General features: G+C 71.9%; 10 protein-coding genes and 1 tRNA gene. 4 read left to right on the top strand and 7 right to left on the bottom strand.

Going from position 1 to position 11713, the window contains the following annotated elements; genetic code table 11:
- Positions 1-35 precede the first annotated feature (35 nt).
- Positions 36-109: transfer RNA gene (locus ACFV18_RS26635), tRNA-Met, on the bottom strand.
- A gap of 57 nt (positions 110-166) precedes the next feature.
- Positions 167-3100 carry a UPF0182 family protein gene (locus ACFV18_RS26640; protein WP_380487473.1) on the bottom strand — a complete coding sequence of 978 codons (2934 nt, stop codon included), beginning with the start codon at positions 3098-3100 and terminating at the stop codon, positions 167-169.
- 169 nt (positions 3101-3269) lie between these two features.
- Here ACFV18_RS26640 and ACFV18_RS26645 point away from each other — a divergent pair, with 169 nt between their 5' ends.
- The gene (locus ACFV18_RS26645) at positions 3270-3830 is read left to right on the top strand and encodes a PPA1309 family protein (protein WP_380487332.1); all 561 of its coding nucleotides are present in this window, start codon (positions 3270-3272) and stop codon (positions 3828-3830) included.
- A gap of 182 nt (positions 3831-4012) precedes the next feature.
- On the opposite strand, the gene ACFV18_RS26650 is transcribed toward ACFV18_RS26645, so the two are convergent.
- The 4 genes from ACFV18_RS26650 to ACFV18_RS26665 all read right to left on the bottom strand — a co-directional run bounded on the left by ACFV18_RS26650 (position 4013) and on the right by ACFV18_RS26665 (position 7188).
- Positions 4013-5092: a PDZ domain-containing protein gene (locus ACFV18_RS26650; RefSeq protein ID WP_380487334.1), complete on the bottom strand. Its 1080-nt coding sequence runs from the start codon at positions 5090-5092 to the stop codon at positions 4013-4015.
- A gap of 81 nt (positions 5093-5173) precedes the next feature.
- Complete coding sequence (locus ACFV18_RS26655; protein WP_380487337.1) at positions 5174-5353, bottom strand: hypothetical protein; 180 nt, start codon at positions 5351-5353, stop codon at positions 5174-5176.
- A 160-nt stretch (positions 5354-5513) separates the two neighbouring features.
- Positions 5514-5954, bottom strand: coding sequence for a molybdenum cofactor biosynthesis protein MoaE (locus tag ACFV18_RS26660; RefSeq protein ID WP_380487340.1), 441 nt, complete (start codon positions 5952-5954; stop codon positions 5514-5516).
- An 85-nt stretch (positions 5955-6039) separates the two neighbouring features.
- Positions 6040-7188, bottom strand: coding sequence for an NAD-dependent epimerase/dehydratase family protein (locus ACFV18_RS26665; RefSeq protein WP_380487342.1), 1149 nt, complete (start codon positions 7186-7188; stop codon positions 6040-6042).
- 187 nt (positions 7189-7375) lie between these two features.
- Between ACFV18_RS26665 and ACFV18_RS26670 the strand changes: the two genes are divergently transcribed.
- Together ACFV18_RS26670 and ACFV18_RS26675 are read left to right on the top strand one after the other, a co-directional pair.
- The gene (locus tag ACFV18_RS26670; RefSeq protein ID WP_380487344.1) at positions 7376-8923 is read left to right on the top strand and encodes a zinc-dependent metalloprotease; all 1548 of its coding nucleotides are present in this window, start codon (positions 7376-7378) and stop codon (positions 8921-8923) included.
- Positions 8920-9483 (top strand): NUDIX hydrolase, encoded by a 564-nt coding sequence (locus tag ACFV18_RS26675; RefSeq protein ID WP_380487347.1) that lies wholly within the window; start codon positions 8920-8922, stop codon positions 9481-9483. Before ACFV18_RS26670 ends, ACFV18_RS26675 begins: the two co-directional genes overlap by 4 nt.
- A 67-nt stretch (positions 9484-9550) precedes the next feature.
- On the opposite strand, the gene ACFV18_RS26680 is transcribed toward ACFV18_RS26675, so the two are convergent.
- Entirely contained in the window at positions 9551-10210 is a 660-nt protein-coding gene (locus ACFV18_RS26680; RefSeq protein WP_380487348.1) for a M48 family metallopeptidase, read from the bottom strand.
- A 229-nt stretch (positions 10211-10439) separates the two neighbouring features.
- On the opposite strand from ACFV18_RS26680, the gene ACFV18_RS26685 reads away from it, so the two are divergent.
- Positions 10440-11549 carry a ThiF family adenylyltransferase gene (locus ACFV18_RS26685; RefSeq protein ID WP_380487350.1) on the top strand — a complete coding sequence of 370 codons (1110 nt, stop codon included), beginning with the start codon at positions 10440-10442 and terminating at the stop codon, positions 11547-11549.
- Positions 11550-11713 lie beyond the last annotated feature (164 nt).

Genomic DNA, 11713 nt, shown 5'->3' on the forward strand with positions numbered 1-11713 from the left:
CGGAGGCTGATGCCTCCGGGCCTTTCGCTACTGAGTAGCGGGGACAGGATTTGAACCTGCGACCTCTGGGTTATGAGCCCAGCGAGCTACCGAGCTGCTCCACCCCGCGTCGGTGAAACCACTGTAGCACGATCACGGGGTGGAACATCAAATCGGTTTTCCCAGCTCAGCCGGTGGGCGACGCCCCCGGCGAACCTGACGGTGCGCCGGACGGCGTCGGCGCAGCACCGCCCGAGCCGTTCTTCGGCTCGGCCGCCAGCGCGGCGTCCAGCGCCTTCTGCAGCGCCTGCTGGGCCTGGCCGTACGCCGCCCAGTCGCCGTTCTTCAGAGCGGTCTGACCGTCGGTGAACGCCTTCTGGGCGTCCGCCAGCGCCTTCGCCAGCGCCGGGTTGTCGCCCGGCGTGGGCGTCGCCGGCGGGGTCGGCGTGGTGCTGCCGCCCGGATCGGCGGGGGCGGTCGGGGTGGTGGCCCCGGCGCCGGCCGAGCCGAGCACCTTGGTCAGCGCCTTGTCCAGGGTGTCCTCCAGCGCCACGTTGTGGTCGCCGTACACCGCCAGCACCTTCTTCAGCACCGGCACCTTCGCGCCGCGCGCCACCAGGTACACCGGCTCGACGTTGAGGATGCCGCCGCCGACCGGCAGGGTCAGCAGGTTGCCGTACACCACGTCCGAGTCGGCGCCGTTGCGCAGCAGGGTCAGCTGGTGGGCGACGTCGGTGTCGGAGTTGAACTTCGCCTGGGTCAGCGCCGGGCCGAGCGCGCCCGATTCGGAGGTGATCCGCAGGATCCGCAGCTTGCCGTAGTCCGGGCCCGGGTCGGCGTCCGCGGTCATGAACGCGGCCAGGTTCTTCCGGCCCGAGGGCACGAACGAGGTGGTCAGCGAGAAGCTGGCCTTCTTCGCGTCCGGCATCCGCACCGTCAGGTAGTACGGCGGCTGCACCTCGTCGGCGTTGACGGTCGGGTCGACCGGCACCTCCCAGATGTCAGTGCCGTTGAAGAACGCCGTGGCGTCCGTCATGTGGTACATCCCGAGCAGGTCGCGCTGCACCTTGAACATGTCCTGCGGGTAGCGCAGGTGCGGCAGCAGCGTGTCCGGGATGTCCGCCTTCGGCTGGACGGTGCCCGGGAACGCCTTCATCCAGGTCTTCAGCACCGGGTCGGACTCGTCCCACTGGTAGAGCGTCACCTCACCGGTGTACGCGTCGACCGTGGCCTTCACCGAGTTGCGGATGTAGTTGACCTCGTTGACGGCGGTCAGGGTGCGGCCGCGCTGGTCGGTCAGCGAGTCCTTGGTGGCATCGCCGAGCACCGTCTTGGACGAGAACGGGAAGCCGTCGGAGGTGGTGTAACCGTCCAGCACCCACACCAGGCGGCCGTTCTCCACCACCGGGTACGGGTCGGCGTCGATCGACAGCCACGGCGCGACCTTCTCCACCCGCTCCTTCGGGGTGCGGTCGTAGAGGATCTTCGCGCCGTCCTTGATCGCCCCGGAGTAGAGGATCTGCGGCTCGGCGAACTTCACCGCGTACGCGGCCCGGGTCAGCGGGTTGTCCAGCGAGACGCCGCTGCCGCCGGTGTACTGGTACGTCCGGTCGGGGTCGGAGTCCCGGGTGTAGTCGATCTCGTCCATGCCGGGGCCGACGATCGAGTACGTGCTGGACTTCTCGCCGTAGTACACCCGCTGCTGGTAGTCGCCCAGCGCCCCGGTGGTCGGCAGCGACTGCTGGGTGTAGACCGGGTTGCCGTTGGCGTCCACCTGGTTGCCCTTGGCGGCGACCACGCCGTACCCGTGGGTGTACTTGAAGTGGTCGTTGATGAAGTTGCGCTGCTGCACGCCCGTCAGGTCCAGCTCACGCACGCCCAGCACGGTGTCCTGGTCGCCGTACCGGTCCACGTCCAGGGTCTTCGGGAACGCGTAGTACTGGCGCAGCGCCTGGTTCTGCTGGAACGTCGGCGACACCACGTTCGGGTCCAGCAGCCGGATGTCGGCCACGGTCTGCGCGTCCTGCTTCAGCTTCTCCGCGTCCGGGGTGACGGTCGGCGAGTACTGGTCCGGCTGAACGTCGGCGATGCCGTAGGCCTGCCGGGTCGCGTCGATGTTCTTCTGGATGTACGCGGTCTCCTTGGCCTGCTCGTTCGGCTTGACCTGGAACTGCTGCACGATCGCCGGGTACAGCCCGCCGACCAGCACCGCCGACAGCGCCATCAGCCCGAAGCCGATCAGTGCCGGCGCCCAGGTCCGCCGCACCGGCGTCAGGAAGAACAGCACCGCGCAGATGATCGCCACGAAGAACAGGATCGTCTTGGCCGGCAGGAACGCGTTCGCGTCCACGTAGCGCAGACCCGTCCAGCCCTCGACGCCCTTGTACGACTCGCTCTTCACCGCCAGCGCGTACCGGTCCAGCCAGTACGCCACCGCCTTCAGTAGCACGAACACGCCCAGCAGCACGGCCAGATGACCCTGCGCCCCGGCACTCGCCCGACGGCCCGGGCCTTGCAGCCGAAGGCCGCCGTACAGGTAGTGCACGGCCGTCGCCGCCAGCAGCGACACGATCACCGCGCTGAACGCGAAGCCCAACAGGAACTCGTACCACGGCAGTTCGAACGCGTAGAACGAGACGTCCAGGTGGAACTGCGGGTCCTTCTGCCCGAACGAGGTGCCGTTGATCCACAGCATCCACGTCCGCCACTGCGCGCCCGCGGCCGCGCCGGCCGCCAGGCCGACCAGCAGCGACAGCCCGATCAGCAGCCACTTGCGGAACGGCGCCACGCCCATCCGGTAGCGGTCCAGGCTCTGTTGCTCCACCGACATCGCCGCCAACGGCGGCCGCAGCCGGTACGCCAGCCACAGGTTGAACCCGACCACCAGCGCCATCAGCAGCCCGAACACCGCGAACAGGCCGATCTTCGCGCCCAGTTGCGAGGTGAACACCGAGCCGTACTTGACCGACTTGAACCACAGCCAGTCGGTCCACAGGCCGGCGAACATGACGAACAGCAGGAACAGTGCCGCCAGCACGCCGACCGTCAGCAGCAGCACCTTCGTCCGGCGCGGCGGCGGCCCGACTCTCGCTCGGAAACCCGGATCGGAACGATCCGGCATCTGGAAGGTCAAGACGCCACCTCAGCTGTTGTTGTCGTTGGGGATGACGGTGCCGCGCCGTGGACGGGCGGACACCGGACTCCAATGCAACTTAAACAGTCTTTACCGGAGTTCCCGGACACTGCGTCGGAGTTGGAGACGGCCCCCCCGGACATGTGAGGATGGCCCCATGTCCGACTCCCCTGACCTGACCTCCGCCGCCTCTGGCATGCCCGCCGCCACCCCCCTCACCCGGGCCGCGCTGGAGATCGACGAGCACGCCGCCACCCTCGGCTGGGACAACCCCGCCCGCCTGTTCGCCCTGGTCGACAACGCCCAGATGCGCAAGGCCAATCCGCGGCTCGCCACCCAGCTCGGCCTGGACGAGAACCCGACCGGCCTCACCCCGGTCGAACAGGAGGAGATCCCGCCGGGCACCGAACTCGACCGCTTCCTGGGCACCATCGCCTGGCCCGACGGCGTGGTCGGCTGCGCCCTGGTCGTCGAACGGCTCATGCTCCCGCCCGGCGCCGAATCCTCCCGCCCGAAGAACGCCACCGAGCAGGAGATCAACGACTGGGTCGCCGGCCACCCCCAGCGCCAGGAAGTCCGCATCACCGCCGCCGTCCTGCGCGACGGCGCCCGCGAGGTCGCACTGCGCCTGCGCGAGAAGGACATCGCCCGCGAGGTCCTCACCGGCCCCGACCTGGTCCCCAACCTCACCCAGGCCCTCCTCGCCACCTTCCAGTAACGAGAGGGTGCGAAACCAGGGAGAGCACCACCAGGGGCGCGGGGAACTGCGCGAAGGGGAACGCACCCGTCAGCAAGATCGCGACACAGGACAATGACCTGCACTTGATCGCGACCTTGCGGAGCAGTTCCCCGCGCCCCTGGTGGTGCAGCCCGCCTGCATTTCGCGCCCCGCGTTTCGCGTCAGCGGTTGCAGCTGGGCAGCGCCGCCTTCTCCCCGCTCCGGATGGAGTCGAGGGCCTTGACCGCCCCCGCGAGGTTGTCGACCTTGACCAGCGTGAGGCCGGAGGGCGTGCCCTTCGTTGCCTCGGCGCAATTCTCGGCGGGGGTGAAGAAATACTCGGCGCCCTTGTCCCGCGCGGCGATCAGCTTCATCTGGATGCCACCGATCGGCCCGACCGTGCCGTCGTCGTCGATGGTGCCGGTGCCCGCCACGAACTTGCCGCCGGTGAGGTCGGTGGGGGTGAGCTTGTCGACGATGCCGAGCGCGAACATCAGGCCGGCGCTCGGGCCGCCGACGTCCTGCAGGCCAATGTCGATCTTGAACGGGTAGACGTGGTCGACGCCGGGCGTGATGCCGACGATGGCCCGGTCCTCGCCCTCCGCCTTGCCGGTGGTGATGGAAACCTGCACCTGGTCGGCAGGGTTCGGCGTCGGGCCGGTCTTGGCGTGCGGGATCACCGTGAAGACGGTGGTCTCGCCGGGCTTGTGCTTCATCACCTGCTCGGCGACCTGGGTCCGGCTGGTGATCGCCGTCCCGTCCACCGCGACGATCTGGTCGCCGGCGTGCAGCTTGCCTTCGGAGGGGCCGCCGGAGGTCACCGAGGAGACGATGATCTGCGTGGTGACCGGGATGTCCAGCTGCTTCAGCGCGGCGGTCTTCGCGCTGTCCTCGGAGGAGGCGAACTCCTCCGCGTTCTGCTGCTGGGCCTCCTGGTCGGTCTGGCCCTTCGGGTACACGTTGTCGTGCGGCACCACCAGCACGTCGCCGCGCATCCAGCCGACGATCGCGGAGATCAGGCTGGGCTGGTAGTTCGCCCCGGTGACCTGGACCGTGGTCATGTTGAGGTGGCCGCTGGTCGGGTAGGTGTCGCGTCCGGTGATGGTGATCACCGGGGTGCCGGTCTTGTCCTGCACGCCGAGGGTGTTGTACGTCGGCCCCGGGCTCATCTCGGTGTACGGCACCTTCATCAGGACCGAGGCACAGAGCAGGCCTATCAGCAGCAGGGTGGCGGCGAGCATCGTCGCCGATCGGCGTGGCATGGCACGACAGTACGGGAAGTCCGGGCCGCGATGCACCGCTGTGCGGCCCGCCGATCTGCCCCTCCAGTGCCTCCCGCGAGGCTATTTGCCGCCGGAGCGTCCGCTGCCGGTGCTGCGTTCCATCGCGGCACGGAAGCGTTCGTGTTCGGCGAGCGAGGACGGGTCGGTGATGGAGCGCGGCGGTCGTGCCGCCCATCCCGCCCACACCGAGGCCAGTAGTCCGGCCACTACAGGAATGATCAACCAGGCAAGCGCAGCCATTTTCGAACTCCCCACAGGCTCGTCATGCGTATCAGCAGATTAGCCGCCTACCGGAGGAACGGCGCGTGCGGTGTCCGAGTTACGGTACGGCGTGGCGCGCCCACCGTTCCGAGATACCCCCGAACGGGGAACGAGCGGGGCGCGGAGCGGACACGGGTGGTCAGCAGGACCCCGATCCGACCCATTCCTCCTCGCCGTCGGCGAAAACCTGGTGTTTCCAGATCGGCACCTCGTGCTTGAGGTCGTCGATCAGCCGCCGAGAGGCCTCGAACGCCTCGCCGCGGTGCGGGCAGGAGACCGCGACGATCACCGCGATGTCGCCGATCTCCAGCCGCCCGGTGCGGTGCACCGCCGCCAGCGCCCGGACCGGGAAGTCCGCACAGATCTTCTCGGCGATCCGGCGCAGCTCCCGCACGGCGGTCGGGTGGGCGCTGTACTCCAGCGCCGCGACCGCCTTCCCGCCGTCGTGGTCGCGCACCGTGCCGACGAACAGCGTGGTGCCGCCCGTCGCGTCGTCACCGACCGCCGCGTGCACCTCGTCCAGGGAGAGCGGCGTCTCACGAACGGCGAGCAGCCGGATCGGGTCGTGGTTCTCGGACATGGCCCCCATCATTCCGCATCCGAGCGGGGCCCCGACAGCGGGTTTCGCACCGCGGAACGGCCGTCCGCGGTGCGAGGGAGCCAGGTCAGATCCGGCGGTGCTTGCGGGCCCGGCGGACCAGCGCCGCCGTGCCGATCAGCGCCACCGTGGCACCGGCCGCGCCCAGGCTGGTGGCGGCCTCCTTGCCGCCCAGCCGGCGCCCGGCCACGGCGTGCTTGCCGGACACCTGGGCGAGCAGTTCGGCCAGCACCTCCTCGTTGGTGTGCTTGGGCCGCCAGCCCGCCTCGTGCAGCCGGCTGCCGGAGACCACCCACGGGTACATGGTGTAGGCGAGATCACCGGCCGGGGCCGGAGTCAGGCCGAGGCGGTGCAGCCGGGCGGCGGTGCCCAGGGCCAGCGAGGCGGGCAGTTCCATCCGGCGGATCCCGGACAGCTCTTCCACGTCCTCCTGCTCCAGCCAGCCGTCGCAGCCGACCGTCACCTCGCCCTCGACCAGGCCGAGCGCCGCGTACTCCAGCGCCGAGGTCAGGTCGTCCAGGTGGCAGAACTGCCAGCACGGGCGGGAGCCGGCCACCACCAGCAGGCGCGGGGCCTCGAAGTGGCGGGTGAGCACGGTGTCGATGCCGGGGCCGACCACCACGGCCGGACGCAGCACGGTGATCTGCAGCCCGGGGTGGGCGCGCGGGGCGCGGCGGGCGAGCCGTTCGATCTCCAGCAGGTCGCCGACCAGCGAGGCCTCCTCGGTGGCCCGCAGTTCGGAGTCCTCGGCGAGCGGGACCTCGTTGTCGGCCAGCGCCCCGTAGACCATCGCGGAGGTGCACAGCACCACGCGGTGCACGCCGACGGCGGCCGCGGCGGTCAGGACGGTCTGGGCGCCGCGCACGTTGTAGGCGCTGCGGGTGCGCGGGTCGGACTCCATGCCGAGGTCCATCGCCAGGTGCACCACCACGTCCACGCCGGACAGCCGCTCGGCCACCGCCGGGTCGCGCACGTCCAGCACCCGCCAGTGCACGCCGGGGACTTCGCCGCGGCGGTCGTCCACCGCGAGCACCCGGCGCACGTGCGGGGAGCTCACCAGGCGCTGGGCGACGCGCTCGCCGAGCACGCCCGCGGCGCCGGTGACGGCCACGGTGAGCGGTTTGCCGCCGTAGGCTGGAGGCGGCGAACCGGCATCGGCCGGCACGTCCTCGCCCTCGGTCAGCCCAGAGCGAACGTCCGAAGGCGGGGAACTCACCGGCCATCCTCCACGGTTAGCTTAAGTGCGTACGTACGAGTGTCACGCACTGTCCATCCTGCCCGAGGCTCGGCCCCAGCGGTGCACCCGGCGCGGTCGGCCGCGAGACCATTGAAACCTCCCGGAGCCTCCGGGCAACAGAATTTCCCGCCACACCCGCGTGACGGCCGATCAGATCGAGGACCCCGTGAGCGACCTCCCCTTCGGATTCGGCGTTCCCCCCGAGGAGCCCGAGGACGGCAAGAACAAGGGCAAGAAGGACGGCGAGCAGGGCGACTCGACCCCGCAGCCGTTCGGCTTCGGCAACGGAAACCCCTTCGGGGCGCTGTTCGGCATGGGCGGCGCCGGCGGGGCGGGCGGCGACAACCCGTTCGCCGCGATGATGGGCGGCTTCAACCCCAACGACCTGGGCGCGGCGTTCCAGCAGCTCGGGCAGATGCTCTCGTTCGAGGGCGGCCCGGTGAACTGGGAGCTGGCCAAGAACATCGCCCGGCAGACCGTGGTCGCCGAGCAGCCCGAGGGGAAGACCAAGGACCGCTCGGTGGGCGCCGCCGAGCGCACCGCCGTGGTCGAGTCGGTCCGGCTGGCCGACCTGTGGCTGGACTCGGCGACCGAGTTCCCGTCCACCTCCTCGACGGCCGTGGCGTGGAGCCGCGCCGAGTGGATCGAGGCCACCCTGCCGGTGTGGAAGGACCTGGTCGACCCGGTCGCGGAGCGGGTCGGCAACGCCATGGGCGGCGTGCTGCCCGAGGAGATGCAGGCCGTGGCCGGGCCGCTGATGGGCATGATGCGCTCCATGGGCGGCGCCATGTTCGGCACCCAGATCGGGCAGGCGCTCGGCGCGCTGGCCGCCGAGGTGCTCGGTTCCACCGACGTCGGCCTGCCGCTCGCCCCCGCCGGGAAGGCCGCGCTGCTGCCGCAGAACATCGCCGAGTTCGGCGACGGGCTGAACGTGCCCGCCGAGGAGGTCCGGCTCTACCTGGCCCTGCGCGAGGCCGCCCACCAGCGGCTGTTCGCCCACGTACCGTGGCTGCGGGCGCACCTGTTCGGCGCCGTCGAGGCGTACGCGCGCGGCATCAAGGTCGACACCTCGCGGATGGAGGAGCTGGTCGGCCAGCTCGACCCGAGCAACCCGGAGGCCCTGCAGGACGCACTGGCCGGCGGCCTGCTGCAGCCCGAGGACACTCCCGAGCAGAAGGCCGCCCTGGCCCGGCTGGAGACCGCCCTCGCCCTGGTCGAGGGCTGGGTCGACGCCGTGGTGCACGCCGCCGCCACCCCGCACCTGCCGCACGCCGCCGCGCTGCGCGAGACGCTCCGCCGCCGCCGCGCCACCGGCGGCCCCGCCGAGCAGACCTTCGCCACCCTGGTCGGCCTGGAACTGCGCCCGCGCCGCCTGCGCGACGCCTCCCGCCTGTGGGCCTCGCTCGCCGACGCCCGCGGCGTCGAGGGCCGGGACGCGCTGTGGAGCCACCCCGACATGCTGCCCACCGCCGCGGACCTGGACGACCCGGACGGCTTCGTGCACCGCGACACCACCGCCGAGGCCGAGGGCGGCTTCGACTTCGACGCGCTGAACAGGCTGCTCGGCGAGGCCGCGGGCGGCGGCGCCGGGAAGCCCGACCTGACCAAGGGCGACGCCGGGTCCGCTTCCGACTCCGACAAGTCCACCTCCGGCGAGGATTCCGGCAAGGATTCCGGCAAGGACGAGGACGGCCGGGAAGGCGACGCCAAGTGACGTCGCTGCACACCGACGCCGTCCGCGCGCTGACCGACTGGGCGCCCGACGACGGCGGCCAGCAGGAGCTGCGCCGCGACTACCTGGCGCACCTGGCGGCCCACCCCGACGGCCTGTGGCGGGCCTGCCTGCCCGGACACATCACCGCCAGCGCGCTGGTGGTCGACCCGGCCGAGGGACGGGTACTGCTGACGCTGCACCCCAAGGTCGGGAAGTGGCTGCAGATGGGCGGCCACTGCGAGCCCGGGGACGGGACGCTGGCCGCGGCGGCGCTGCGCGAGGCGGTCGAGGAGTCCGGCATCGCCGAACTGGAGCTGCTCGCGGTCGGCGGCCGCACCACGCCGGTGAAACTGGACCGGCACCACGTGCGCTGCATGGGCAAGGACCGGCCGGAGAACATCCACCTGGACGTGCAGTACGTCGCCCTCGCCCCGGCCGGAGCGCGCGAGCTGATCAGCGAGGAGTCGCTGGACCTGCGCTGGTTCGGCTGGGACCAGTTGCCGGCCGACACCGACCGCTCGGTGCGGGACTTGGTGGCACGGGCCCGGGCGCTGGTCTGAGCCACTCGCTCTCGACCCCCGCAGGCCCTGAAGGGTCCGGCGGGGGTCGTCGTGCGTCGGGCGGCCGTCAGGTGTTCCGGGCGCCGGGGATGTGCGGCAGCCGGGCGGCGGAGGCGACGCCCTCCAGGTAGCCGCGGGCCCGCTCGGTGCGGGGGTAGGCGTCCAGCAGGGCCCAGAACCGGGGGCCGTGGTCGGGCACCAGCAGGTGGGCGAGCTCGTGCAGCAGCACGTAGTCCACCACGTACTCGGGCATGCCCTGGAGGCGGTGGGAGAGCCGGATGGTGCGCTCGCTGGGGGTGCACGATCCCCAGCGGGAGTTCTGGTTGGTCACCCAGCGGACCTGCTCGGGCTCGGCGCGGCCGCCCAGGTACAGCCCGGACAGTTCGGCGGCCCGGGCCTGCAGGGCCTCGTCGCCGAGCACTCGGCGCTTCTCCTGCGCGGCCAGCTTGTCGAGCATCTGCGCCACCCAGCGCTGTTCCTCGGCGTGCGACATCCGGGCCGGGATCAGCACCACGGTGCGGTCGCCCTCGCGGTAGGCGGAGACGGTGCGGCTGCGGCGGGCGCTGCGGCGCACCTCGACCTTGCTGCGGTCGATGGCCCGCTCGGGGCCGCGGGCCCGGTCGGCCTCGGTGCTGGCATGCGCACCGGACGCCGCGGTCGTGGACCCGGAGGCTGCCCGGGCACGCCAACGCGACGCCGACCGATGGGAGTCGCGTTCGGCTGCCATGGCATGGACGTTACCCCGTCCTCGCGACAGAAGTCCGGCACCGGGACGGCGCGGCCCCGGGGACCACCCGGGCGCGTTGTCCACAGGCTGTGCACGGTGATGACCGGATTTTCGGTACGGGCCTGTGGACAACGCGCTTTCGTGTCCGGAAGGTCGCGGGCAAGCTGCGGTCACCAGTTGATCCGACGCCTCGACCGGGACGCCGGAGACCGACGCTTGGAGGACCGACATGCGCCCCGTGATCAAGCCCGCCCTGTCCCGGCTCTGGCGGGAGAAGCAGACCCTGCAGTTCGGCACCGTCCGGCGGCACGCCCGCCTGATCGAGGGCGTCGACCGCAAGCTGGCGATGTTCCTGGAACTGATCGACGGCACCCGGGACGGGCCCTCGGTGGTCGCCGCCGGTAAGCGGCTCGGCCTGAGCGCCGAGTACTGCCAGGGCATGCTCGACTCGCTCGCCCGGAGCGAACTGCTGGACGACACCGAGGCCTTGAGCAGGGTGCTGGAGCTGTACCCGCCGGCCCGCCGCGAGTTGCTCGGGCCCGACCTCGCCTCGCTCTCCCTGGTGCACCCCGCCCCCGACGAGGCCGCCGCCGTGGTGCAGGGCCGTGCCACGGCCCGGGTCGAGGTGCGCGGTGCGGGGCGGGTCGGCGCGGCCGTCGGCACCGCACTGGCCGCCGGCGGCATCGGCGAGGTCGCCGTGCTCGACCGCGGCCGGGTCACCGTCCGGGACTGCGCACCCGGCGGCTTCCCGCCGGGGGATGTCGGGCGGCTGCGCGCCACCGCCGCCCGCGAGTTGGTGCACCGCGCCGTCGGCGCCCCGGTCGGCGAGCGCTACCGGCGCCCGCCCGCCACTCCCCCACCGCCCACCCTGGTGGTGCTCGCCCCGCGGGACGGCTCCGCCGCGTACACCGGCGCCGCGGTCGACGCCCAGGAGTTGATGCGCGCCGGCATTCCGCATCTCTACACCGGGGTGCTCGAACACCTCGGCGTGGTCGGCCCGTTGGTCGTCCCCGGGGCCTCCGCCTGCGGCAGCTGCGCCACCCTGGCCCGGCGGGACGAGGACGAGGCCTGGCCCCGGCTGCTCGCCCAGCTGATCGACGAGGGCCCCGGCCGTCCCCGCGCCCCGGCCTGCGACGGCGCGGTCGCCGCCTCCATCGCCGGGCTCGCCGCCCTGCACGTCCAGCTGTACCTGGACGGGGTGTTGCCGCCGAGTGTGGACGGCTGGTGCGAACTGTCCGCGGCCGACGGCATGGTGCGGCGGCTGCGGCTGCGCAGCCACCCCGACTGCGGTTGCCTGTGGCAGTCCGTCACACCCGCCCAAGCGGGCACAATGGCATAGGACATGCCTTCGGGCCCGTCCGGCGAGACCCAGCCGTTCCACCGCACGCCCCTTCCCGGTGCACCGCCTCCGGGGCGCGCGGCCCCGGCCGGGAGAAGCGCCGGACGGGCCCGGGAGTCCACGCACCACCGCCGGCGGGGGGCCGCCGGTCGGTCCGGCTGATC

Source organism: Kitasatospora sp. NPDC059673 (assembly GCF_042734215.1).
GTDB lineage: Bacteria > Actinomycetota > Actinomycetes > Streptomycetales > Streptomycetaceae > Kitasatospora.